The organism is Streptomyces sp. NPDC020192, assembly GCF_044388685.1.
GTDB lineage: Bacteria > Actinomycetota > Actinomycetes > Streptomycetales > Streptomycetaceae > Streptomyces.
This window is the reverse complement of sequence record NZ_JBIRXG010000009.1, coordinates 1-24661: the sequence shown is the minus strand read 5'-3', so window position 1 is coordinate 24661 and position 24661 is coordinate 1. Positions and strand designations below refer to the sequence as shown.

Annotated in this window: 19 protein-coding genes, 1 tRNA gene and 3 pseudogenes; 10 read left to right on the top strand and 13 right to left on the bottom strand. The window is 66.5% G+C overall.

Annotated features, from left to right (window positions below; all coding sequences use genetic code 11):
- The first annotated feature begins 121 nt into the window (after window positions 1-121).
- Window positions 122-1267 carry a glycosyltransferase family 4 protein gene (locus ACH47Z_RS18790; RefSeq protein WP_399074892.1) on the top strand — a complete coding sequence of 382 codons (1146 nt, stop codon included), beginning with the start codon at window positions 122-124 and terminating at the stop codon, window positions 1265-1267.
- A 15-nt stretch (window positions 1268-1282) separates the two neighbouring features.
- Here ACH47Z_RS18790 and ACH47Z_RS18785 read toward each other — a convergent pair whose 3' ends face one another.
- Genes ACH47Z_RS18785 through ACH47Z_RS18775 form a run of 3 tightly spaced genes read right to left on the bottom strand, consistent with a single transcriptional unit; the run spans window position 1283 to window position 4576 of the window.
- Window positions 1283-2041 (bottom strand): glycosyltransferase, encoded by a 759-nt coding sequence (locus ACH47Z_RS18785; protein ID WP_399074890.1) that lies wholly within the window; start codon window positions 2039-2041, stop codon window positions 1283-1285.
- A 17-nt stretch (window positions 2042-2058) separates the two neighbouring features.
- Window positions 2059-3384: a hypothetical protein gene (locus ACH47Z_RS18780; RefSeq protein ID WP_399074888.1), complete on the bottom strand. Its 1326-nt coding sequence runs from the start codon at window positions 3382-3384 to the stop codon at window positions 2059-2061.
- Entirely contained in the window at window positions 3377-4576 is a 1200-nt protein-coding gene (locus ACH47Z_RS18775) for a lipopolysaccharide biosynthesis protein (protein WP_399074886.1), read from the bottom strand. Before ACH47Z_RS18775 ends, ACH47Z_RS18780 begins: the two co-directional genes overlap by 8 nt.
- A gap of 324 nt (window positions 4577-4900) precedes the next feature.
- On the opposite strand from ACH47Z_RS18775, the gene ACH47Z_RS18770 reads away from it, so the two are divergent.
- On the top strand, window positions 4901-5965 hold the full coding sequence (locus ACH47Z_RS18770) for a hypothetical protein (protein ID WP_399074884.1): 1065 nt from the start codon (window positions 4901-4903) through the stop codon (window positions 5963-5965).
- Between the two features lie 192 nt (window positions 5966-6157).
- Window positions 6158-7075 carry a glycosyltransferase gene (locus tag ACH47Z_RS18765; RefSeq protein ID WP_399074882.1) on the top strand — a complete coding sequence of 306 codons (918 nt, stop codon included), beginning with the start codon at window positions 6158-6160 and terminating at the stop codon, window positions 7073-7075.
- 48 nt (window positions 7076-7123) lie between these two features.
- On the opposite strand, the pseudogene ACH47Z_RS18760 reads toward ACH47Z_RS18765, so the two are convergent.
- The 5 genes and pseudogenes from ACH47Z_RS18760 to ACH47Z_RS18740 all read right to left on the bottom strand — a co-directional run.
- A pseudogene (locus ACH47Z_RS18760) lies at window positions 7124-7873 on the bottom strand (transposase); the annotation flags it as partial.
- A gap of 113 nt (window positions 7874-7986) precedes the next feature.
- Complete coding sequence (locus ACH47Z_RS18755) at window positions 7987-8925, bottom strand: GDP-L-fucose synthase family protein (RefSeq protein WP_399074880.1); 939 nt, start codon at window positions 8923-8925, stop codon at window positions 7987-7989.
- Between the two features lie 33 nt (window positions 8926-8958).
- Window positions 8959-10122: a DegT/DnrJ/EryC1/StrS family aminotransferase gene (locus ACH47Z_RS18750; RefSeq protein ID WP_399074878.1), complete on the bottom strand. Its 1164-nt coding sequence runs from the start codon at window positions 10120-10122 to the stop codon at window positions 8959-8961.
- A gap of 48 nt (window positions 10123-10170) precedes the next feature.
- The gene (gmd, locus tag ACH47Z_RS18745) at window positions 10171-11211 is read right to left on the bottom strand and encodes a GDP-mannose 4,6-dehydratase (protein ID WP_399074876.1); all 1041 of its coding nucleotides are present in this window, start codon (window positions 11209-11211) and stop codon (window positions 10171-10173) included.
- Window positions 11212-11377: 166 nt separating this feature from the next.
- Complete coding sequence (locus tag ACH47Z_RS18740) at window positions 11378-12247, bottom strand: class I SAM-dependent methyltransferase (protein WP_399074874.1); 870 nt, start codon at window positions 12245-12247, stop codon at window positions 11378-11380.
- A 260-nt stretch (window positions 12248-12507) separates the two neighbouring features.
- On the opposite strand from ACH47Z_RS18740, the gene ACH47Z_RS18735 reads away from it, so the two are divergent.
- Entirely contained in the window at window positions 12508-13596 is a 1089-nt protein-coding gene (locus ACH47Z_RS18735; RefSeq protein ID WP_399074872.1) for a glycosyltransferase family 4 protein, read from the top strand.
- 17 nt (window positions 13597-13613) lie between these two features.
- Window positions 13614-14429: a WecB/TagA/CpsF family glycosyltransferase gene (locus ACH47Z_RS18730; RefSeq protein WP_399074870.1), complete on the top strand. Its 816-nt coding sequence runs from the start codon at window positions 13614-13616 to the stop codon at window positions 14427-14429.
- A 406-nt stretch (window positions 14430-14835) separates the two neighbouring features.
- Here ACH47Z_RS18730 and ACH47Z_RS18725 read toward each other — a convergent pair whose 3' ends face one another.
- Window positions 14836-16548, bottom strand: coding sequence for a sialidase family protein (locus ACH47Z_RS18725; RefSeq protein ID WP_399074868.1), 1713 nt, complete (start codon window positions 16546-16548; stop codon window positions 14836-14838).
- A 359-nt stretch (window positions 16549-16907) separates the two neighbouring features.
- A pseudogene (locus ACH47Z_RS18720) lies at window positions 16908-18281 on the bottom strand (IS1380 family transposase).
- A gap of 247 nt (window positions 18282-18528) precedes the next feature.
- Here ACH47Z_RS18720 and ACH47Z_RS18715 point away from each other — a divergent pair.
- A complete protein-coding gene (locus tag ACH47Z_RS18715; RefSeq protein WP_399074866.1) occupies window positions 18529-18819 on the top strand; it encodes a hypothetical protein in 291 nt (96 codons plus the stop codon).
- Between the two features lie 250 nt (window positions 18820-19069).
- On the opposite strand, the gene ACH47Z_RS18710 is transcribed toward ACH47Z_RS18715, so the two are convergent.
- Window positions 19070-19330 carry a hypothetical protein gene (locus ACH47Z_RS18710; RefSeq protein WP_399074864.1) on the bottom strand — a complete coding sequence of 87 codons (261 nt, stop codon included), beginning with the start codon at window positions 19328-19330 and terminating at the stop codon, window positions 19070-19072.
- Between the two features lie 73 nt (window positions 19331-19403).
- On the opposite strand from ACH47Z_RS18710, the gene ACH47Z_RS18705 reads away from it, so the two are divergent.
- Window positions 19404-20423 (top strand): Yip1 family protein, encoded by a 1020-nt coding sequence (locus ACH47Z_RS18705; RefSeq protein WP_399075363.1) that lies wholly within the window; start codon window positions 19404-19406, stop codon window positions 20421-20423.
- A 574-nt stretch (window positions 20424-20997) separates the two neighbouring features.
- Window positions 20998-21213 (top strand): hypothetical protein, encoded by a 216-nt coding sequence (locus ACH47Z_RS18700; RefSeq protein WP_399074862.1) that lies wholly within the window; start codon window positions 20998-21000, stop codon window positions 21211-21213.
- Between the two features lie 18 nt (window positions 21214-21231).
- Here the strand turns inward: ACH47Z_RS18700 and ACH47Z_RS18695 are convergent, their stop codons facing one another.
- Both ACH47Z_RS18695 and dcd read right to left on the bottom strand, forming a co-directional pair.
- Window positions 21232-21729, bottom strand: a complete 498-nt coding sequence (locus ACH47Z_RS18695; protein ID WP_399074860.1) for a phosphoribosyltransferase — start codon at window positions 21727-21729, stop codon at window positions 21232-21234.
- A 13-nt stretch (window positions 21730-21742) separates the two neighbouring features.
- Entirely contained in the window at window positions 21743-22318 is a 576-nt protein-coding gene (gene dcd, locus ACH47Z_RS18690) for a dCTP deaminase (RefSeq protein WP_399074858.1), read from the bottom strand.
- A 589-nt stretch (window positions 22319-22907) separates the two neighbouring features.
- On the opposite strand from dcd, the gene ACH47Z_RS18685 reads away from it, so the two are divergent.
- Window positions 22908-22981: transfer RNA gene (locus ACH47Z_RS18685), tRNA-Gly, on the top strand.
- A 515-nt stretch (window positions 22982-23496) separates the two neighbouring features.
- Window positions 23497-24288 (top strand): annotated as a pseudogene (locus ACH47Z_RS18680) (ATP-binding SpoIIE family protein phosphatase); the annotation flags it as partial.
- Between the last annotated feature and the right edge of the window lie 373 nt (window positions 24289-24661).

Genomic DNA, 24661 nt, shown 5'->3' with positions numbered 1-24661 from the left:
ATTAATACTCGGCACAGCCCCGACCAAGTGGCCGACTCTCCGAGCGAGCCACATTGAAACGAGCACCGAAGTCACAAATAATGATCGGGCCGGTGGTACCTCGCCTGACCTGGGGAGAGAAATGCCTCGTCGCCGAATCGCCATTGTACAGCCGTACATTTCACAATACCGCACCGCATTCTTTCAGCGCCTTGCCATCGATCTCTCAGATCGCGGAGTAGAACTCGTGGTGGCCCATGGGGATGCCCACGGCGAGCAAGCAGTACGCGCCGACACCGCATTTCTGGAAACCGCCGTTCACTTGCGACAGCGGACATTCCGAATCGGCTCTCGAACTCTGATCCATCGCGATCTCGGTGAGCTGGCGAGGGATTGTGACGCATTGGTACTGGAACAGGCACTCCACAATTTGGAGCTCTATACGACCCTACTTAATCCCCGACACACGCCGGCCATTGCTCTGTGGGGGCACACGTACACACACCTGAGAACCGCAGGCTGGGTCCGGAAGGTCGCGACGGGCGCACTCACCCGTCGCGCCCACTGGTTTTTTGCATTCACCCAGGCAGGGGCGGATCACGAAGTATCCCAGGGGTTCCCGGCCGAGCGCATCACGATGGTGCATCACTCCATCGACACCTCGGCGCTGAGGGAAGCACGGGCAAGGGTCGCGGAAGATCGCCTGCAAGCGTTCCGGGAACGCCATCGCCTCATCCCCGGCCGCACTGCGGTTTATCTCGGCGGGCTCGACACGATCAAACGCACTGGTTTTCTTCTCACGGCGGCAGCTTCGGTCGCCCGGCGACTGCCGGGATTTCGACTGTTGGTGGCGGGCGACGGCACAGAGCGACACCTGGTTGAGCAGGCCGATGCTCGGGGGGCAGAAACGGTGTACCTGGGCAACGTGTTCGATGACGAGAAACGGGCGCTGCTCGGGCAGGCAGCTGATCTGATGCTGGCGCCGGGAGCCGTAGGGCTGTGCGCGGTCGTCTCATTCGCTTTGCAGACTCCCGTAGTGACCGTTCCTCAGCCCGGCCACGGTCCGGAGTTCGAGTATCTGGAAAACGGGCGAAACTGTTTGATCGCACCGGACGACGAGGAATCCTTCGCCCAGACGGTAGCGGATGCACTCTGCGATCCCATCCTGTTGGCACGTCTGAAGAAGGGATGCGAGGCCGACGCCGGCTTTTACACCTTGGAGCGGTTCAGCGGCAGTTTCGCGGACGGTGTCGTGCACATGCTCGAGATGGATGGACGCTGTCCCTGAACGGCGTTACCGGGCTCACCGACCCGCGACCTTCGCCGACGCTCGGTGGAGAACGTCGGTTGCCGGCCGCCAGACCGGTCTCGTCCGGCGCAGCCAGTCCGGCATCTGCCGACTGAGCGCGAGCTCGGCTTCGCGCTGTGACTCGGAGAGCCTACGGACCGTCAATGAGTCCGGGTGATAGCGGATTTCGCCGAGGACCGAGGCGACATAGCGCAGCCCTCCGAAGGCCGCGAGCCTCCGATGGAAATCGACATCGAAGGCAAGACGAAAGCTGTCGTCCAGTCCTCCGATTGCCTCCACCGCGGTACGTCGGTAAAGGCAACCGGGTTGATACACCATGTTGTACCCCAGGCGCAACATCAGCGAACCCACCCGTCCAGGGCGCATGATTTTGAAGGCTTTTCCACCGCCATCGATGTAGCGCACCTGACCGTATGCCATCGCGGCGTCAGGTTGGCGCTCAAGGGCACGTAGCGCTTGGGTGATCGACCCCGGGGGCAGCCGATCGTCGTCGCCCAGCCAACCCAAGACGTCCACGCCGTCACCGAAGTATTTCCAGCCCGTCATGACCGCATCCACAATGCCAGAGCCGCTCTGCGGGAGCACAGTGGTACCGGGAGAAGTGGTTTGCTCCACGGCAGTCAGCGCACCGGGAGTCGACACGACAACCAGGCGAGGCGCCGTGTATGTCTGCCCGGTCAGCGAATTCAGACACTCCCTCAGCAGTTCGGGACGATCGCCGAGCGTGGGTACCACCATTCCGACGCGCACCATCTTGGCCTCCTGGCTTGTCACGGCATACGGAATTCGCGGGGCCAGACAGAAGTCCCACGAAAAAGCAGGGCGGCCGCCGCAGCGGTGCCGAGATAGAGACCCTCGAGCCTCATCCATGGAGAGAAAACGAGGTCCCAGCCGAGTTGCGCAAAAAGGAATGCGAAGAGCAGAGCATACGGCCCGGATCCGTTTCTGATCGCAACAACCAGGGACAGCAGGACGAGCAGTACGGGAAGCAGAACTCCAGGAAGCACCGCAATGCCGTTCTCCGCCCAGAGTTGAAACAGAACCGAGTGGAGGAAAAGTCCTCTGCCGAAATAGTAATTCTCTCGACGCTCGTTGAAATCGACATCGCCGGCCCGCAGCTTCCCCAGAAACTCACTCCGGGTCTCGCGGCTCACCTGAGGCGTCAGTCCCCTGCCGATCAACGGGGACTCCTTGATGATTACATAGGATGCCAGGATTTCCGGACGGGCCCCCACCAGTACCCCGCCCTGCACCTCGCTCTGACCCTCCCATCTGTACTCCTGCTCCGCCCCTAGAGCCCCCTTGGAGGCCAGGTAGCCATAAAGGGTCGGGACGGAGCCGGCAAACAGGATCAAGCCAACCGTGATGAAGATGGCTCTTTTCCAACTGAGCCTTGCTTCACGACGCCCGGCGAGCACCGCCACGGCACCCGCCGAGCAAACGATCATAAACTCGGAGCGGAACCCCAGAAAGAGACTGACGAGAGCCACCGCGATCACCACGACGGCTGCGCTGACACGCATCCGACGGGAAAGCAGCGCGAACGCGACAAGAATCGCCGCCAGGCTGACCACCGGCCCGTATCCGTACTTCCACGCATCGATACTCGGGTTACTCCGGAGGAAAATCGCGATATTGCATGTCAGTCCCGCAACGAATGACACAACGTACACGCGAACAACAGCCGGCCGGCCCTGGAGGGCCCACATCCCACCGCAGAAACTCACAAGAACGGCGAGCGGACGGGACAGGACCAGGGCTGTGTCATGAATCGAGTTGTCCACCACAGCTTCGGTCAGGGCGGCCCCGAGCAGCCACACAAGCAAGAGGAGAACGTTCCAACGCGCCATCTTCCAACGCCATGCAGTGGCGAGGACCACAGGCGTGATCATCAGTACGATAACGTGTCCGATGGTGAGACCTGACTGTGTATAAGGTCCCCATGCATTGCCCAGGCCGACAGCCGCAGCCACAACCAGACGGCCGCCCTGCCCCCGCGACGAGCGCACTGGCTGCGGCTGCCTGACGGGCAGCTCTTGCACAATGATGCGGCTTTTCCCCGTGCTTGTCCGGGAGGGCATCTTCGTGTCAAGCATGGGACATGGACCTCCGGAGGTTGGGGAGGAAGAGACAGGTCATGACGGCGACGACCGATCCGATGACGGGGCCGCTCGCACCGAGATGACGCGCCAGGACGATCGAGAGGGCCAGATTCACCAACGCCATCACTCCGGCTCTTTGCGCTTGGTACTTCAGACCGGCGGCGTCGGTCAGCCACATGCTGGCCGGATAGGAAGCGGACTGGACCAGCAGCAGGGCCGCGAAGGCAGCCATGAGTCCCGTCCCGACCTCAACCTTTCCGTGCAACATCCAGGAGGCGACCGCCGGACCGAAGAAGATCAGCCCCGCGCCGAGGATTGCGCCTCCGACCGCGAAGTACAGGGTCAGGCGCGCAACATGGCGCGCAACATGACGTGCGTGCGGCCGACCCGAGGTGCCGCGTTGCCGGGCGAAGACGGTCCACAGGGGCAGACCGGTGGCGCTGGCCAGAGCTACAGCGGGTGCGAAAAGACGCGCACCGGCCGAGTACGCGGCGACGGCATCGGAATCGACGGTATGGACGAGGACCAGCCGATCGGTCGAATAGGCCACGGCCAAAGCGGCGTTGATGACAGCCATGGGCCCGGCGAGGTGCCAGATGCGTGTGGGAGTGTGCCGGGTGTCGAGGCTTCCCAGGACCATCCCGAGCAGCGGCAGACCGAGAATTCGCCCGGCCCACAGCAGGCAGGCTGCGCCCACCAGACACTGCGCAGCGAAGCCCGACACGATGAAGGCCGTGGACGGCGCATGTACGACCCCCGACAGCACGACGAGCCCCAAGGTGAGGACACTGCCCAGCATTTGGAAAAGCAGGGCAATGTGGGTTCGGTTCAACGCGATCAACACGGAATTTCCCAGGTTCAGCGGCAGGCTGCACCCGAAGAGCGTGAAGGCGACGGCGACCGAAACCTCACCAGACCGCTGAGCCCCAGAATTGAGCACGGTGCTCCACACGCCAAAACACGCAGGAACGATACCCACAAGGGCACTCAAGATGCCCGCGCAACTGAGCAGGCGCGCACTTGTGATAATCGTTCCGTGCAGGTCCCGATGGTCGTCGGCGCTCCTCTTTCCCATCGCTTCCACGATGGCCGCACCGGTACCGAGATCATTGAGCGGCAACAGCAGCGGAAGCGTTGTGACGAGCGCGAAGAAGGCAAAGCCGGTCGGACCCAGGGCATCAACCACGGTCCGTGTCGCAAGAAGGGTGGAAACCGCGGTAACGGGAAGACTCACGGCCTTGACCCCGAGTGAACGTCCGGCGGCCCGCAGATGGGGGGCGAGGACGCTTTGCTGAGGTTCGATCCGCTCCTGTGCCGACTGTGCTCGCTGCGGCGGAGGTCCTGTCCGAAAAGGCGACCGGACCGATACTTCTTCCCGGGCTTCGCCGGGCGGCCTTCCTTTGGTCACGACGCGGCCGGCCCTACTGAACTGTGAGCGTGGAGAACCACGTGTGGACGTCCCTTCCTGGCGAAGTGTGTCAGCATGCTACGGCAGCATCACAGGAAATCGATGTATATTCGTCGCCTGCCGGAAAAACAAAGGGAATTCGGACACGTGATCGTTTCGCTGCGAGGAGTCCGCGGAGGGGCAATGACTGCCGTTGGATCCCGTGATCGCCCCACCACTGAACTGCGCGTGGCGGTCCCGCTACATGAGGAACATCCCTCGCACTATGCGGTGAGGGATCTGGTCGCCGAATTCATCGGACAGGGCGCCCATGGCGTGGAGGTCGGGACCCCGCCTTTGATCGGTCGGACTCTTGCCAGATCCCACCTCTCCCTCCCTCATCGGCGGCGCCGCCGCAAAGGACCGGTCATCGTCCCCATGATGGGAGCACGGTTCGGCCAGCTCTACGCGGCCGGCCTCACGGGAGATGTCGTCCCGTACTGCTGGGACGTGTGGGAGCCGACCTGGGAGTTGTGGGCCCGTCGGCTGCGGCCCCTACGGCCCCCGGCCGTTTTCGTCACGGCCCTCCAGTCGGCACGATTCCTCGCTGAGGCGTTGCCTCAGTCCCAGGTCATCCATCTCCCCGAGGCGACACGGGTCGCTCGGCACGATTCCGGCACCTGCCTGGATGCGAGGATGGTCGGCATCCTGGAGCTCGGACGTCGGCACGCGGACTGGCACAAAGCAATCACTGAGGCCGTGCGGCTGCATTCTCCCCTTCCCCACCTGTACGAGAACGAACCGGGCCGACTGGTGTATGCAGATGAACACGCTCTGCGGCGCGGCCTGTCGGATACGGTGATCTCGGTCTGCTTCCCGTCCTCGCTCACGCATCCACAGCGCTCCGGCAACGTGGAGACGATGACTCAGCGATATCTCGAAAGCATGGCGTCAGGGTGTCTCGTGCTCGGGCATGCACCTTCGGAATTGGTGACCCTCATGGGTTTCAATCCTGTCGTCGAGGTCGATTGGAACAATCCGGCTCAACAGGTGCTGGACATCCTGGCCTCACCCGGCAGCTGGCAGCCGGTCGTCGACCGGGCACTGAACCGGCTGAGTGAGGTGGGTGATTGGAGCGTACGAATCCGTACCGCCCGGGAGAGACTGCTGGAAATCGGACTCCTGTGATGCATCGGCTGGCGTGCCCCGGACGAGTGAGATTCCTGCGGCCGTGAAAGGTCCGCGCTCCATGTCCGGAGTTGTCACAGCTAGGCTCTCCGTCCGAACGCGGGAATAATTCCGCTACCCCGACCGGATTTGACGGCGGCCACTACTCCGCTCTTCCGGAACACAGACAGGCAATCGCCTCCTATGCCCAGCATGCTGAAGTCCGTTCTCATCGCGGTGCCGACCACAGGTGCGCGCCCGCTGCGTCCTTTGCTCGACGACCTCGTTCAGCAGGCTCGCGTCACCGAGAGCGGTGGTCCGCGCACGGTGTCGATCCTGATCCTGGACAACTCGGCGGCCGGGTCGAAGTCGGCCCGTGAGGCTGCGGCCGTCTGCGGCGTCGCTTACCTGCGCGTCGAGAAGCGCGGTTACTCCCAGGTCCGCAACGCGGCAATCGACGCCGCCCGGCAGTACGATGCGCTGGTTTTCATCGACGACGACGAGCGGCCGGTTCCGGAATGGCTCGGCGCCCTGGTCGCCAGTGCCGAGAACAACGACGCCGACGTCGTCGTGGGTCCTGTCGTGATCCGTCTGCCTCAGGGGGCACCCCGATGGCTCGACGAGGGGCGGCTGATTCGCCAGGTGAGGACCCAGGATGACGGGCCGCTGGAAGGGCCTGCCCAATCCGGGAACACACTCGTCCGAATGTCCGCGGTCTGTCGCACGGGTCTGCGTTTCAACTCGGCGTTCGACAGGACGGGCGGCGAGGACTCCGTCTTCTTCCATGAGATGACCCAGCGCGGAGCGCGGATGTTCTTCACCCGCACCGCACTTGTCTTCGAAACCCCCGACCAGGACAGGATGACGTTGTCGGGGGTTGTACGCCGTGCCTTCTGTGGGGGCCGGACCTCGGCCGTGGTGGAGGCCGAGATCAGTGATATGCCGATGTCCCGTCGACTGATTCGGAGAGCGGGCAAACTCAGTCGTGCGCTTTGCCGGGTCCTTTTCGGTACGGTGTGCGGCCGGTCTGTGGACTGTGTGCTGGGCATGCAGGATATTTCCTTCGTGTGTGGCTGGGGTGTGGCGCTCATCACGGGACGCTCGGGAAGCGCGGTCAGCCTGAGTGAGTGAACGCTTCTCACGAGCACGTTTCCTGGCTCATCTACGCCCGAAGACGCCTCACGATGCCAGGGCGTCAAGCTGCTCGTCGCACAGCTTGCGGTGCTGGAGGCAGTGGTGGAGCCGGCCGATCACGCGGTTGAAGAGGTTTCTCTGGGCGGCAGCGTGCCAGTCGCCGTGCTCGCGTCGGCGACGGTAGTGGGCGTTCGCCCCGGCGGAGGCCCGCAGGGAAACGAAGGCCCACACGTGTCCGGCGTGGTGCAGACGGTCGTTCTTCACCCACCGCCGGGTGTTGGACGAGTGATGGGTGAGGAACCGGCGTATGCCTTCAGGCCGCGGGCGTCGGCGGAGCGGGTGCGGTCGTCCTCGATCTCAGCCAGGACCCGGGCGCCGAGGTGGACGCCGAGTCCGGGGAGACTCAGCAGGACCTCGGCGTCCGGGTGCTGAGGGAACGCCTCTTCCACCGCCTCGGCGAGGTCGTCAGCGGCGGTGCGGGCGGCCTCCGATTGCAGGACAAGAGCGGGCATCTGCGTTGCCGAGTGCGTCTTCGACGAGCAGTGGCTGGTAAGCCCGGTCGGCGCGGAATACCTCGCGGAGGCGGTCGGCCTCCGCCTCGATGCCGCGCTTGCGGCCGGCGCGTTTGAGTGCGGCCCGGAGCTGGGCGCGGGTCAGCTGCGCGGCCTTGGTGGGGGCCGGTGCGCCCTTGAGGAGTTCGCGGGCCTCGGGTCGGCACAGGCCATTGGCCCGGGTCGGGAAGGCGTCCGAGGCAGATGGGCAGTACGCGCGGAGTAGGGAGCGGAGCTGGTTGGCACCAGGCTCTGCCCGGCCGCACCCACTACCACGGGCGAGACCTTCCCGAGAAGTACGCCCGGGTCAACCGCGATCATGCCCGGCTGCGAGCGAAAGGGGTTCAGCGGCATCCGTCATGAAGGGGGGACCAGATTGGTCAGGAACCAGTCGTACGTCCGCCTCAGTCCTTCGTCGAGCCCGGTGCGGTGACTCCAGCCGAGCTCGTGCAACCTGGTGACATCCAGTAGCTTTCTCGGCATCCCGTCCGGCTTTGTGCGGTCGAACGAGAATTGTCCTTCGTAGCCGACCACTTTGCCGATGTGCTCGGCCAACTCCAGGATGGAGACGTCCTCGCCCGTTCCGACGTTCAGGAACTGCTTCTTCTTGTAGTTGAACAGCAGCCACACCACGGCATCGGCCAAGTCGTCCACATACAGGAACTCGCGCCGGCTCGATCCGGTACCCCAGATCGTCACCTCGGAACAGCCCGTCGCCTTTGCCTGATGGATCCTGCGGAGAAGAGACGGGATCACATGAGAGGTCTCGGGATCGAAGTTGTCGTTCTCGCCGTAGATGTTGGTCGGCATACAGGAAATGAAGTTCATCCCGAACTCGGCGTAGATGTACTCGCACAGCTTCATCCCTGCGATCTTCGCGTAGGAGTAGGCCTCGTTGGTGGGTTCCGGCCTGCCCGTCATGAGGTACTCCTCCTTCATGGGCTGGGGACAGGCGCGGGGGTAGATACAGGAGCTGCCGAGGAAGAGAAAAGTCTGCACCCCCGCCTCCTTGGCCGACCAGATCAGGTTGTTCTGGATCTGGAGGTTCTCGTACAGGAAGTCCGCGGGATGGCTCATGTTCGCCTTGATGCCGCCCACCCGCGCGGCACTGTCGACGACGTACTGGGGCCGCTCGGTCATGACGAAGTCCCGCACGGAACGTTGGTCGGTGAGGTCGAGTTCGGCCCGCGTGGCCAGAACCAGGTTCTCGTACCCTTCGGAGCGCAGTCGCCGCACGATCGCCTGGCCCACCATCCCGGTGTGCCCGGCGACATAGATCTTCGCTTGCTGGTTCATCCCGCTTGCCCCTTACTCCGTACTCTTCACTCGTCAGCCGGCGAGCAAGTCGCACAGGGTCGTCAGCTCTTCCTCGTTCATCTCGGGGTTGTTGCCGAAGTAGAAGCCGTTGGTGTGGACGAGCCGCGCGTTCGGCCGTTCGGCCGTGTCCTGGACGTATTTGCGGTAGAAGGGCTGTTGCGTGATGTCACCCGCGATGACAGGACGGATCTCCACCCCGGCCGCCTCGAACTCGGAGCGGTACTTCCGGGCCAGCTCGGGGGTCCTGCAGACGACCGGCATGGCGAAGTTCGACACGGTGTCCATATGACTGAGGTCGCAGTGGAGTACATCCGCATTGCCGGCCATGGCCCGCTGGAAGCGCTCGAAGTTGGCCACCCGCGCGCCGACGATCTCGTCCCAGTACCGGATCTGCTGGTTCCCGATGAAGCCGTTGATCTCTGTGGGCCGGAAGTTCGACGCCAGGTCGTAGAAGGTGTACCTGGCCTGGAAGTCGTCCACGCAGGCCTCGGCACGCACCCTCTCCCGCGTGGCCGGAGGCAGGTTACGGTCCCAGCCGTGGGCACGGGAGATGACCAGCTGTTCGTACAGCTCCTCGTCGTCGGTGCACACCATGCCGCCCTCGATGGTCGACAGGTGGTGACCGACGAAGAACGAGAACGTCGAGGCCACACCGAAGTTGCCGAGCAAGGTGTGGTTCGTTCTCGACCCCAGAGCCTCGCAGTTGTCCTCGATCAGGAGGACACCGCGGTCGTCACACATGTGCCGCAGCGCCGGAAGATCGTCGCAGAACCCCAGGACGTTGGTCAGGAACAGCGCCTGGCAGCCGGCGATGTGTGCGTCGAAGGCCTCGGGCGAGACGTTCAGCGTGTCCAGCTCGCAGTCGATCGCGACCGGCTCCAGACCCAGCTGGATCAGGGGCATCACGTTGGTTGGCCAGGTCAGTGCGCAGAAGCCGACACGCCCGCCACGCTGAAGTCTGCCCTGGTTCAGCAGGGCCTGGATCAGGAGCAGATTGGCCACGCTTCCGTTGGCGACGAAGACCGCATACGTCCGCTCCTGCTTCTCGGCGAAAGCCGTCTCGAACGCCCGGCACTGCTCGCTCATGCTGAGGACGTCCTGGCTCAGGACGAACTCGGCCACGGCACGCTTGGTCTCGGCTTCACGATGGAAGCTGGACTTGATCAGTTTGATCACGTGGACAACCTCTGTGGGACGGGTGGCGTGTCCGGCCACCGGAACGGGTCAGAGCCGGGCGAGCGGGTGAGCGGGCAGAGGGACGGCCGGCACCGGGCCTCCTCCCTTCCCAGGGAGTGCCTCGAGTTCCGCATCGACCATCAGGCCCGCCAGCTCGGGCGCGCGCACAGTCGGCCGCCAGCCGAGGATCCGTGCCGCCTTCGACGCGTCACCGACCAGGTCGTCAACCTCGGCGGGGCGCAGGTATCTCTCGTCGAAGCGCACGTGGTCGCGCCAGTCGAGGCCCACATGGGCGAAGCAGTGCTCGACGAAATCCTGAACGCTGTAGCTGGTGCCCGTGGCGACGACGTAGTCGTCCGGGGCGTCCTGCTGCAGCATCAGCCACATGGCCTCGACGTACTCCGCTGCGTAGCCCCAGTCGCGGCGCGCCTCGAGGTTGCCGAGGTACAGCGCGTCCTGGAGGCCCGCCTTGATCCGAGCCGCCGCCATGGCCACCTTGCGAGTGACGAACGTGGGCCCCCGGCGCGGTGACTCGTGGTTGAAGAGGATGCCGTTGGCCGCGTAGAGCCCGTACGCCTCACGGTAGTTGCGGGTGATCCAGTACGCGTAGACCTTGGCTACTCCGTACGGGGAGCGAGGGTGGAAAGGAGTCGTCTCGTGCTGCGGCGGGGGCGACGCACCGAACATCTCGGAGCTCGACGCCTGGTAGAAGCGGCAGGGCAGGCCCGTGGTCCGGATGGCCTCGAGCAGCCGTGTGGTGCCCAGTGCCGTCGTGTCCCCGGTGAACAAGGGCTCGTCGAAGGAAACGCGCACATGCGACTGGGCGGCGAGGTTGTACACCTCGTCCGGCCGTACGCGTTCGAGCAGACCGGCGACCCTGCTGGCATCCGTCAGATCGCCGTAGTGCAGGAACAGCCGGGTTTCGGGATCGTGCGGGTCCTGGTAGAGGTGATCGATACGGCTGGTGGTGAACGTGGAAGCACGCCGGATGATCCCGTGGACGGTGTAGCCCTTGTCCAGGAGCAACTCGGCGAGATAGGAGCCGTCCTGGCCGGTGATTCCGGTGATGAGCGCCGTTCTTGCTGTCACACGCACTCCTTGTGCTGAAGCTGACGAATGGACGGCCGGCCGTTTTTTCTGTTTCTGTGCGGCCGGTTCCTTCCTCCCCGGCGACAGCGTAGGAAACAGTCCCTGAATCACCCAGGGTCGCGGCCGAATGTTCCCCCCGTGCGGCGCATTCGTAAACGGTTTCCCATCAACGGGCGCTCGGCGTCATACGCACCCACAGATGCCAGCCCAGCACTTTCCCACTGCCGCGTCCGTGAACAGGTAGCAGCGGGGCGTGCAGGAAATGCTTCTCGGCGTGACGGACGTCGAAATCGGGGAAGTCCCGCCGCACGCGCCGGACGTCGTAGACCCGCGAAAACGGGTTGTGGGGGCCATCGGTGTTGCTGTGGATGAATTTTGGCATCCTCAGGTATCGTGCGAGCCCGATCCTGCGGGCGTTGTCCAGGTGGGCACCGAGGAGCCCTTGGGGCGCGGGAAGCGCGCCCAGCCGCACCAGCGGATGGGTCGCCAGGAGCGCGGCTCGGCGCAGCAGCCCGATGGACACGAGGTAGTTGAGTGACCAGCGGGCGTACAGCATGACCACCAGCTCTCCGCCGGGCTTCAGTACCCGACGGATCTCCCGCTGGGCCCGGTGGATGTCCGGGACGTGGTGCAGCACCCCGTGGCTGAAGACGACGTCGAAGGACCCGTCCGGGAACGGCAGGTCCAGAACGCTGGCCTGGTGCAGCCCGTCGTACGGCAGTTCACGCAGGGCGAGCCGCGTTCCCGTCCTCCTGACCGCCGTCTCGGTCAGGTCGACCCCCGTCCACCGGGCACCTCGCCTGATCAACTGCTCGGCCTCCGAGCCCTGTCCGAGTCCGATCTCGAGAAGGCGCCGCCCGGCGCAGTCCAGTCTCTCCAGGCACGCCGGAATGTGGTGTTCGAGCCGGTACTTCGCGGCGTCGTACCGCGAGAAGAACTCCTCGTAGTCCTGTCGCTCGTCTCCGTCCGGCGCCCCGAAGACGTTGTCACCGCACGGGTGGGCGGACCAGAAATCCTTGATATCCGGTTCAAGCACGAGAATCTCCTGCCGTTTTCGCACATGACCCTGGGTCGCAGAAGCTCTTCTATCACGGCGGACGCGAAGCACCGAGTTACCGTCCCGTGAGTCCCCTATTTTTCTGCATCGACATATCCTATGAATAAAAAGAAGCCAACGTGTCGCACTGGACTCTGCGACCCCGGGCATGATGCCGTGAAACCCCAGATAAGATCTCGATAAATTGTTTGGAGGGAGACGTCATGTTCCCGTTCCACCCGAGAGATACACAGCTCTTGGTGCCGACCGTCCTCGCGCTGAGGCACAGTACGGGCCTCGGGGGCATGGGCAGGGCCGCCGAATTCTTCACCCCGGTGCTGCGGCGCCTGTGTGATGTAGTGGGTGTCATCTCCCTTTCCGCGGAACGCGTGTCCGACCGCTTCGAGCCGCCGTGGCTCGCCAAGGCCGGCGCCACGGGCTCGGCCATGCGGCGTTTCGCCCGGGTGCTGGTCGCAAAACGTCCGGACGCCGTCTACCTGCCGATCTCCCAGTGGGGTCTTCCCCTGCTGCGGGACGCCCTCATCGTCGCCCTCGCCAAGGCCGGCCGGTCCACGCCGGTGCTGCACCTCCACGGCGCCCAGTTGCCGGCCCGGCTCTCCGCGGCCCCGCTTCTGCGGAAGGCACTGGGCGGAGCCCACTGGATCGTCCTGAGCGAGGACGTGGCCGCGGAACTGCGTGCCAGTGGCTGCGGTACGAGGTCGGTGACGGTGATCCGGAACCCGGCACCGGAGACGCCCCGCCAAGCCAGTGCTTTTCCCACGCGGAACCGCACACAGCCGGCGGACCCCGGTGCCGTGCGGCCTTTGCGCGTCGCCTGGCTCGGCACGATGTGCCGGGCCAAGGGCTTCGACGTGCTGTGCGATGCGGTGGACCGGATGAAACGGTCGGGCACCGCCGTGGACTTCTCCGTCGCCGGGATGCGGCGGGACGTGCCGGAATCCCGGATGGGTTGTGTGGACCGGGACCTCGGTGTGCTCCAGCCGGCCGACGTCCCCGGGTTCTGGTCCGCTGCCGACGTGTTCGTCCTCCCGGCCCGTTGGGCCGAAGGACTCCCCTTCGTACTGCTCGAGGCGTTGCAGGCGGGCTGCGCCGTCGCAGGGACCCCGTCCGCCGGCTGCGCCGAACTCTTCCGCCACGGATGCGTGGACGCCGTCGAACCCACGGTCGCCTCGGTCACCGCTTTCCTCGAGGCCTGCCGGACCGACCTGGACGGTGTCCGGGACCGCCAGCAGGAGGCGTGGCATCGGCTGCGGCCGCTGTACGCGCGCGATCGTGTCGAGGAGTCGTTCGCGCGCTTCTGGGAGACATCGATTCTCGGACAAGGTTGAATGCTTTGGAGGCACAGGTGCACACACCGCCTACGCCGGGGCTGCCCGACGAGACCGCGGCAACCGGGAGGGCGGGCCCGTGTCGGCCCGTGATGGTGTGCGAACTGCCCGTCCACCCGCTCACCCTGGAGGAGTCGGTGGCGGCCGCCGAGGCGCTGATCGCGGACGGCGGCCCTCACCAGCACGTCGTGCTGAACGCCTCGAAGATCGTCCAGGCCCATGACGACCCGGCACTGGCGCGGATCATCCGCTCGTGCTCGCTCGTCAACGCCGACGGGCAGTCGGTCGTATGGGCGGCCCGCCTCCTCGGCAACCCGCTGCCCGAACGGGTCGCGGGCATCGACTTCATACTGGCGCTGTGGCGTACGGCGGCACTCCGCGGGTACCGCGTCTACCTCCTGGGCGCCGAACCCCGGGTGGTCGAGGAAACCGCGCGCATCGCCGCCGGGCAGGGAGTGAAGATCGTCGGACACCGGGACGGTTACTGGGACGAGACCTCCGAGCCCCAGGTGGTTGCTGCTGTCCGTGAAGCCCGTCCGGACATCCTGTTCCTCGCCGTGCCGAGTCCACGCAAGGAGTACTTTCTCGCGCGTCGGCAGCAGGACCTGGGCTGCGCCCTGGTGGTCGGCGTCGGCGGATCCTTCGACGTGGTGGCGGGAGTGCGCAGCAGGGCACCGCGGTGGATGCAGCGGGCCGGCCTCGAATGGTTCCACCGCCTGGTCCAGGAGCCCCGCCGCATGTTCCTTCGCTACGCGGTGGGCAACACCCGGTTCGTCGCCCTCGTCGCCGTCTGCTGGGCACGTCGGCCGGCCGGCCGCGGGGGCGGAGCGTAAGGCGGGCGACCACGCCTCGTACCACCGCGGGCCCGGGCCATCCGGCTCGGGCCCGCGGTGGTACGCCTGGAACACGGTGACGTGCCAGGTGTGGGAGGTGGCTTCCACGTGGTTCGCCGTGCCGTACGCGGCGGCCGGTACGGCGTCGCTTCGAACGCGACCGCACGCCCCCGCAGGAACAGCAGGCGCCGCAGGGCCGCGCGAGCCGGAGCACTTCGAGTGACGCCTGCGGTTTCGTCCACCGTTCGCCACGCACCCGGCCCGGCCGGGGAACGCGCGCTTCCGGCGAGGACCTCGCCCCGGCGCTCACCGCCCAGGAACCAGGGCACCACAGCCAACGCCGAAGGGCCGAGAAGACGATTGTCCTCAACGGCCCCCCGGCGACCCCGAACTGCTCAGCCAAGTCCTACCTGTGGTGCCGGTGAGGCTCCGGCTTCTCCTCGTGGTGCGGCTTGGGATGGGGCTTGGGGTGGGGCTTGGGCGGATCCGCAATCACGTGCACCGTGCCGACGTTCGCGTCACCGAGGCTGTTGTCTCCCCAGGCGGCGATCGCACCCGGATACGTGCCGAGCCTGTCCGTGGCGATGGAGATGTAGTCGCCCATGTAGTGCGGGGGCGGCACCTGATCCATAAAGGTCGGGAAGAACCGGGAGCTCACGGGTGCCCTCTTCCAGCTGCTTCCCCCGTCGGAGGACTGGGCGACCACGGCCTGGATGTTGAAGTTCCTCGCGACGCCCCGGTAGATGCCCTGCCGGTCGTAGTAGAGACTGTAGAGCTTTCCGTGTGAGTCCACGTCCAGAGCCGGCTGGAACCAGTCGACCTGTTCCCCGACGGGGCCGTCGTTCACCCGGGTCGGGGCACTCCATGTGGCACCGCCGTCCGTCGACCTGGAGAACAGCACGCTGGAGAAGCAGTACTTCTTGACGTTCTCGCAGTTGCTGTTGGGGTCGGGCTGCTGCGCGTAACGGCCGTCGTTCCATGTCACGTACAAGGCCTTGTTCGACGGTGCGACCGCCAGGCCCTGCAGATCCACGAAGTTGCGGAACAAACCCTGCAGCAACGTACCGTCGCCGGTGGGCACCACCGGACTGATCAAGTGGTCCCCGCCGAAGCTCGCGCCGTCGTCGACCGACCGGCGGACATGGATGGACCGGTGCTGGAAGTCGGGGTCGTAGCGCTCCCAGGCGACGTAGACGTTGCCGCCCTTGCCCGTTTTCACCAGAGACCCGAACACGGTGGCTGTAAGGCCGCAGTCCTGGTCGATCACCTGTGGTGCCGTCCAGGTCGCCCCGCCGTCGGTCGACTTGACGTACTCGATCGCCGTGCGGAAGGCGCCGCCACAGAATGTTCCGGAGCCGTCGAAGTGGGTGTACGTCACGTGGATGATGTCGTCGGACGGGGAAGCGGTCGGCCCCGGCTCGACGGTGATCATCGGCTTGTCGAGGAAATGCATGCCGAGGTCCCCGCTGGCCGCCAGGGCACCGTGGTGGAAGCTCGTGCCGCCGTCCGTGGAACGGGCCACCGAGATACCGCTCTTGATGGTGCCGTCGGTCTGGAACGACATGGACGTCGACCCGAAGTAGAAGTTGTTGCTGGTCGAGCAGCCCAGCGTCGGGTCACCGGTCAGGTCCCGGCGGGTCACGCCGGGCGGGGGCGGATCGGCGATCAGGGCGCCCATGTCGGTGTACGACGGCTGCTTCTTGTCCGCGTCGGTGGTGCGGGACCACCCAAGGAGGCTGATGGCGCCGCTCGGCGGGGGGTTGACAATCGTCGACATGAAGCTTCCGGTGTCGTTGTAGCCGATGACCGCCGTCTTGCCGCACCAGGCCGTGCTCGGCTCGCTCTGCGTGTTGCCGGCGAACCGGGAGATGAAGTCTTCCGGGGCGTTCGGGTCGTTGGCGTAGCCCTGAGGCGCCGGCCGTGGCGTCAGCGGCAGTTGCCTGGGCCGGACCTTCAGCAACTTTTTGTTGTTCGCCAGATTGAGCAGAAACTGGCCTGATCCCGACAGGAGCCGCTGATGTTGGGCGGGGATGCTGTGCTTCAGCTTTTCTCCCGCCGCATAGAGCTGGTTGAGGGGAGACGGAGGCTGCGGCTGGGCGATCGCCGGCGTTGCGGCCACACCGACCACGGTGACGAACGCGGCGAGCAGGCCCCGGGCTGCTACGCGACGTCTCCGTGGGCGCCTTTCGGGGCCCGAAAGGAAGTTCAACGCGGTCACTCCTTTACTAGGACTGCGTTACCACTGCTTTATCCCTTTCATATCTCGGTATCGTCGCTGCAGAAGTGAATGGCCATCACTCCCCGAGTGGATGGCACCCGTTCGGCCGACCAGGATTTGCCCCGGAGCCACTCCTGGCTCAACCTCGATCGTTCATGGGAGTGCGGGCAGGTTGAGATCCTGTCTGTCGCGCCGGGGTGTGCGCCGGATTCCATAGTTCCGGTGAGCTGGTACTGCTCCCAGGGATGGGAAAGCACTGGTCAACCGGGGTTCGGGAGGGCGTGGAGCCGGTCCGGGGCTTCGATGGTCGCGTCGGTCCAGGGCCAGTGCTCGGCGAGGCGGGGGTAGCGGCGGCGGCCAGTGGTGATGAGCTGGGCTGCGGTGGAGAACAGCCGTAGCCGCAGACGGCGGGGCTCCCAGAGCCGGGCTTTGCCGGTCAGTGCGAGCAGGGGCATCCAGGCGAGCAGGTCGAGAGCGATCTGGACGGTCTCCAGCCAGATCTGTTTCCGCGCGGTGTCGTGAAGGGGGGAGGTTGCGCAGACCGGTGTCGCGGGCGGTGTGGATGCGGTCCTCGGCCCGGGCTCGCTGACGGTGGCGCAGTTCCAGGTCCGCGACGGGTGCGCCGGTGGTGTTGGTGGCGAAGCAGGTCAGTCGCATGCCGTCGGTGTCGGTCAAGCGCAACTGGGCACCGGGGGGCGGCCGTTCCTTGCGGACCATCAGCCGGAGTCCTTTGGGCCGGCCGGTCAGGCGGCCGCCGGCGGGTCCGGCGGCCCAGGCACCGTCGCGGATATCACCGTCAGGTTCCACGGCCGGTGTCCAAGCCGAGGCCGGGACCTTCAGGACGGCCTGGTGGACGGCGTCGGTGATGGTCATGCCGACCGAGTACGACAGCCACGTTCCGCGCTTCGCGAGCCGACGACGAACTCACGGGTGCCGCCGCCGGAACCGCAACGGATCAGCGTCTGCCGTCCCCGCCGGAGGTGTTTCGGCAGCTGGCCAGGGCCGGCCAGGTGGCGACGATGTGGTCGGCGGCGGTGCCGGAGCCGGCGTCGCCGGGCCGCAACAGGCCCACGACCGGCTCGCCGGCCCGGCGCGGCCATGGTCGACGAACCCCGTCAGCGGATGGTGGCCACACGACTTCTTCCAGGTCGCGGCGGCGTCCTGCTTCTCGGAGTGCGCCAGGACGAGGACGCTGTCGATGTCCACGATCACCTGCCCGCCCGCGTCCGGCGCCGCATCACCGGCCAACCGTCACACGTGTTCGCGTACTTCAGCACGGGCGGTGCGCAGCGCGGCCAGGACCCGCTGCCCGCCCCGGCGCCGGCTTACTGATCAACCGGGAGACCCGGGGCCGGAGGCCACCGACCCGAACAGGGCCGACTCGGTCCGCAACGTGCCCACATCGGCCAGGCAGTCCCCGCCCAGCGCCACCGCGAGCGCCACATCCAGCAGGATCTTGCCCGGATCGTGTACCGCCCGCGGCTTGCGCCACGGCGCAAGCGCCGCCGATATCGCCGCATCCAGGCCGGATTCACGGACCGTCTCGACCAGCAGCACCGCATCAGCCGGCGACACGATCCCGCGGCCATCGTCCTCGACGCGACACGCGGACAGCACCCGATACGCACCTTCACCCGGAAAGTGCCTCCGACGGCGGCGAGAACAAGGACCTCAGAAATCCCCATTCTCCCTGGTCAGAGGCACTTTCTGCTTTCTTGATCACGAGCCGGACAGCCCGCCTCGCGAAAGCGCGAGGTTAGGTCGAAAGAGCGGAGCACGTCACCCCCCTCGCGATCATTACCATATGGAGTCGCACGCGCGCATAAAGTGATACGCGCTGGGAGTCGAGTAGCGGCTCCCACTTGAGCAGGGGAGAAAGACATGCCATCCATTGCCCGGACTCTTGGGGCGGTCGGTGTCGGTGCCGTGCTTGCGCTCGGCGTCACACAGTCCGCGTCCGCAGCGCAAGGAAAGCTGATCATCGGCGGCACGACGTACAACAACCCCAGCGGCTGCTACATGGTGGGGAGTCTTCCGACTCAGGTGCAGAATCAGACCAATGGCATCGCGTACATCTTCAGCGGCACCAGTTGCACCGGGTTCGTGATTCAGACTCTGACGCCCGGCTCGAGCGCCGTCGACAGCTACGGATACAGCGTGTACGTGGGGTAGGCCCCGCCTGCTCGCCGTGAACCGCTCGAGTCTGGCCTCCACCAGCAACACGGTCCCGGCTCGGGAGACCACCGAACAGCCGCCGCCCTCGATGTGGACACGCGGGTGGGACCCGATACGCTTCTCCGTCTGGAAAGTGCTTCTTCCCTCGCAGCCAACAGGACCCTCAGCGAGTCCTACCGTTGCAGGTCAGGAGCACTTTCCGGCATTTTGGACCAGCCCTCGCCCGGCCACCTCACGAAGGCGCGGGTCAGGGCAGCGCCGCAGGGGATCCCAGCACGGGTGACGGCACGCCGATCCCGGGCTCCCCCGAGGCAGGCCGGGCGTGGATCCGGACGAACCGCAGCCATCTGGGCTCCGCCGCGAAGTCCGGTGTCACCTGGGCCAAGGCGAGACAGACGAGCTCGGAGTCCGTCGACCGCGGAGGCCGAGCCAGCCATCCGGTATCTCCGATCTCGTCGTCGATCTTCACGTACAGTGCGGTGAGCAGGGTGTCCAGGTCGCTTGTCACAGAACGATCTCTGACACCCTGTCCGCGTTCCGAACGCGGCGTCAACAACGTCATGACCCGCAACGTCCAGGGGATGTCACAGGTCGGCCGCAAAGCCGGGCCCGGACGCCCGGGCCCGGCACGTCACTCTCCGAGACCAGGTACGTTCGACGACGTGGCTGGATTCAGGATCGGACGCGGGGGCCGGGACAACCGCACCCCCCAAGGACAGCAGGCACCGCAGGGACCGTCGTACGGCCGCCCCGCACCGCAGCACGGGCAGCCGGGGTCGTCGTACGGACCGGCGGGACCGTCGTACGGCTTCCCGCAGGCACCGCAGCGGTCGTACCCGCAGCCGGGGCAGTCGTACGGATACCCGGGCCCGGGCAGCGACGGGCCGGAGTACTTCGGGGACGACGGCGGCCACCCGGGCGGCGGCGCTCCCGGCCATGACCCGTACGCGGCCAACAACCCGGGCCACACCCAGGCGTTCTCGATCGACGAGGCCGCCGGCTACACGCAGGGCGCGACCTACCAGGCCGGCTCGGCCACCGCACCCACCGCACCGCTGGGCCCGCCCCTGCACTGGAAGGAGCTGCTGAAGGGGGTCATCCTCTCCCCCGGCCAGACCTTCCTGCGCATGCGGGACTACACGATGTGGGCCCCGGCCCTCATCACCACGTTCCTATACGGCCTGCTGGCCGTCTTCGGCTTCGACGGCGCCCGCAAGGACGCGATCGGCGCCACGCTCTCCAACGCGGCGCCGATCGTGCTGATCACGGCGGTCGTGATGGTGCTCGGCCTGTTCGTCCTGGGCGTGGTCACCCACACCCTGGCCCGCCAGCTCGGCGGTGACGGCGCCTGGCAGCCGACGGTCGGCCTGTCCATGCTGATCACGGCCCTCACGGACGCGCCGCGGCTGCTGGTCGCCATGTTCGCCGGCGGCGACGCCGGATTCGTGCAGCTGCTCGGCTGGGTCACCTGGATCGGCGCGGGCGCTCTGCTGACCCTGATGGTCTCCCGCTCCCACGACCTGCCCTGGCCGAAGGCGCTGGGGGCGTCGGCGATCCAGCTGATCGCGCTGCTGTCGATAGTGAAGCTGGGGACGTTCTAGAACCCCCAGCCTGTACTCCCGGTCGGGGCCGGTGTCGCGGAGAGGCGCATGGCCCCTGCCCACCCGTCCTTGATCGTGGACGTGGCGGCCCGGTCGCATCCGGTGTTCTTGGGGTCGAGCCCGTCGCATCCGGCGCCGGAACAACCGGGCGTGGCCAACGCGGTCTCGGCGGCCCACGGCTGTCCACACGGCAGTCGGCCCCGGTCCTCCGGTACCGCCCCCGGCGTCGCCACCGCCGATCGCGCTGGTCAGCAGCACGGAGAGCAACGGTCCCGGCGGAGGAATGGCGCCTTCGCTTCCGGCGGCTGCTCGCCGCCCACCCTCGACCTCGCGGAGGAGCTGCGCCGTGTCCTGGCCGAAGACCTGACTCCGGCGCTGCCGGCAAAGCCGCCGGGCAACTCCACCGTCTTCAACGCGACGGCGACCGGCAACGACCGTGTCTACCCGTCGGCCGGGGACCGGACGATCAGCGAGCACAGCACTACGCACCCCGCCGCTCCCTCAGGCCGGCGCCGGCCTGGACCGCGGTCGGGGCGACGCTGATCGCACTCGGCGCGGCCGCCGGCGTGGACCTGTGGGACCGGCACAGGTCGGCGAACGCGGATGCGCAGACGACGGTGACGGGCGCCACGACGGCGGCGCGGACATCGTCATCACCGAGCCCGTGAGCCCACTGGAGCACGGTCAGCTGTACCAGGTGTGCGTCTCGGTGCAGGAGCAGGACGGCCCCAAGCCCGTCGTCGCGAGCCGGAACGTCAAGGGCCGCGAGCTGGGGATCATCTACACCTGACCCCCTCCTGACCCCCTCCTACGCGTCGAGGACCTGCCCGGCCCGCTGCACCACGGGCGGCTCGACGCTCCATGGGAAGTTGATCCAGTCGTCGGTCCGCTTCCACACGTACTCGCACTGCACGAGCGAGTGGGACTTCTCGTAGATCACCGCGGAGCGCACCTCGGCGACGGTGTCGAGGCAGAAGTCGCGCACCAGCTTCAGGGTCTTGCCGGTGTCCGCGACGTCGTCGGTGATCAGCACCTTCTTGTCCGAGAAGTCGATGACGTTGGGGACGGGCGCCAGCATGACCGGCATCTCCAGGGTCGTCCCCACGCCCGTGTAGAACTCCACGTTCACGAGATGGATGTTCTTGCAGTCGAGGGCGTACGCGAGCCCGCCGGCGACGAACACCCCGCCCCGGGCGATGCTGAGCACGATGTCGGGCTCGTACCCGTCGTCGGCGATGGTCTGCGCGAGCTCGCGGACGGCGGCGCCGAACCGCTCGTAGGTCAGGTTCTCCCGAACATCACTCATGTCTGCGGCTGCCTCACACCTGGGTCCGATGGAAGTTGACGTAGGACCGCGAGGCGGTCGGCCCGCGCTGCCCCTGGTACCGGGAGCCGTAGCGTTCGCTGCCGTACGGGAACTCGGCGGGCGAGGTCAGCCGGAACATGCACAGCTGGCCGATCTTCATACCGGGCCAGAGCTTGATCGGCAGGGTGGCGAGATTGGACAGCTCGAGGGTGACGTGCCCGCTGAAGCCGGGGTCGATGAACCCGGCGGTGGAGTGGGTGACCAGCCCGAGCCGCCCCAGCGAGCTCTTCCCCTCGAGCCGAGAGGCAAGATCATCGGGCAGCGAGATGACCTCGTACGTGGAGGCCAGCACGAACTCCCCGGGGTGCAGGATGAACGGCTCGTCCCCCTCGGGCTCGACCAGCCGGGTCAGGTCGGGCTGCTCGACGGAGGGGTCGATGTGCGGGTACCGGTGGTTCTCGAACACCCGGAAATAGCGGTCCAGCCGCACGTCAACGCTCGACGGCTGCACCATGGAATCGTCATAGGGATCGATCCGTACCCGCCCGGCGTCGATCTCGGCCCGGATGTCCTTGTCTGAGAGAAGCACGTAGCGAGGATACGCAAGGCGCGCGGAGCCGTGACAATCGTGACGACTTCGCGCGCCAGGGTTACTGTCCGTGCCGCTCCCGCGACCGCGTGACTACCGCTTCACTCTGCGCTACCGCTTCGCGGATTCGCCCTTCACTCCGGCCTCGCTACCGCTTCTCCAGAGCGACCGGCACCGCACTGCGGAGCCGGGCACACCGGGGACACCTCACGAGCCGGCCCGGGCCGAGCCGCTCGGCCTGCTGCATCGGGAACGAAGCGGTGCTGAAGACGTGCCCGTCCGCGCAGCGGACGACGGTGCGTTCCATCAAGTCCCTTAAGTCCCTTCCCCAAAGAGCCTCATCGGGCGTACCGCCCTGACGACAAAAGCCACATTACGGGATCAAAGAGACGACGCTCCAGGCGGCACTCCGGCCTCACCCGCCCCCTCCTCCGGGCCCCCACGGTACGCCCCAACTCCCCCCACCCGCAGCCGGATCGCACCCCTGAAACAGACCCAAACCCCTGGGGCTTGGACACCAGGGGTCTTCCATGCTGTACAGTGAGCAACGTCCGGACCTCGACTCCCCGAGCCAATAGGTCCGACTTACGCGGGTGTAGTTTAATGGTAGAACATCAGCTTCCCAAGCTGAGAGCGCGAGTTCGATTCTCGTCACCCGCTCCAGAGAGAAACCCCAGGTCAGCGGCCTGGGGTTTGCTTGTTATCTAGGCCAATTCGGGGGTGGCGTGCCCTCCGTGTGCCCTAAGTCGAGGTGAAGTGATCTCCAGACGGGTGCGCGGCCGCCGATTTCAGTGACCCGCCCTCGCGCGTCTCAAATAGCGAGACGCATTTCCTGCGACTTGCGCCACAAGTCCTGCAGATGGCAGTGAAGTCGCTTACGCCAAGGCCGACTTGGGGGCTGATGCGCAGCTGTCGCCTATCCGGACTGCACTTCGGATGCTGATGTTCGGGTCGCCGGCGAGCACCAAAGGAATCCGTACGGCGCGAGCTTTGTCGCTCAGCGCCAGTGCTCACTGCAGCGACGGGTGGCCGTCCAGCTCCATCGGCCGACGAGGAGCGCGTTCACGCCACGGCGGCGTTATCGCTGGGCACCTATGGGCCACGCTGTTCTTCGACTGATCACGCAGGGCGCGGCACCCCAGGGCTTCAACCGTTGCCCTAGGCGGGCACCAGGTCTCCGGCTGTGCACGGCGGTACGCACCCTGGCCGACGTGGACCTGGCACCCGACGAACTGCTCACCCACCTCGACGACCTCGTGCTGCGCATGGACCGCGAGGAGGCCACCGGCCGCGACGGCCACCCTGACCACCCCTCGGGGGAAGTCGGGGCCACCTGCCTGTACGCGGTGTACGACCCCGTCTCCGGTCGCTGCGCCATGGCCAGAGCCGGCCACCCGCCGCCGGTCCTGGCCACCCCCGACGGCACGGTCCGCTTCCTGGAGCTGCCGGCCGGGCCGCCTCTGGGACTGGGCGGCATACCCTTCGAGGCCGCCGAGTTCCACGTCCCCGAAAACAGCGTCCTGGCCCTGTACACGGACGGACTGATCGAGTCCCAGGTCCGCGACCTGGACGAAGCCTGCGAGCTGCTGCGCACGGGGCTCGCCGAACCCGGCCGCCCACGGGAGGAGACCTGCGACCGGATCCTGCACAACCTGCTCCCCCAGCCCCAGACGGACGACGTCGCTCTCCTTCTGACCCGGACCAGGACCCTTGGCACCAGCCAGGTCGCCACCTGGGAACTGGTCACCCACGCCATCCGCTACGGCTCCCCACCGATCCACCTGCGGCTCATCCGTGACACGGCGTTGATCTGCGAGGTCAGCGACGCCAGCAGCACAGCCCCGCATCTGCGACGCGCCCGCCTCTCCGACGAAGGCGGCCGGGGCCTCCTCATCGTCGCTCAGCTCTCCCAGCGGTGGGGCAGCCGTCACACCCGCGTCGGCAAGACGATCTGGGCCGAAAAAAATCTGTGGCTCTTCGCGGCAACCTTTTCGGCCTCTCGGACCACTCAGTGTTGTCCGGCCAAGCGGACCGGTCAGAGCAACAGCGGAAAGAGAGCACAGGCGTGTCCCTGGAACGAGAGCACAGACATGTCCCCGGCCCACCCACGTCATCGGTGGCGTCCCGCGCCGGCGGCCACCGTGCCGACGGCGGCGCGCGCGGTGGTCGCCCGAAGCATCGTGGCCGTCGGTTGCTCGCGCGTCGGGGTCTCTGGGCGGGTCTCTCCATGGTGGTCGTGGCCGGCTCGGCTGTCGTGGTCAGCCAGGCTTCGGCGGAGCAAAAAACCCTGGATCTGAAGAAGTGGTACGTGCTGGTCAACCGCAACAGCGGCAAGGTGCTGGA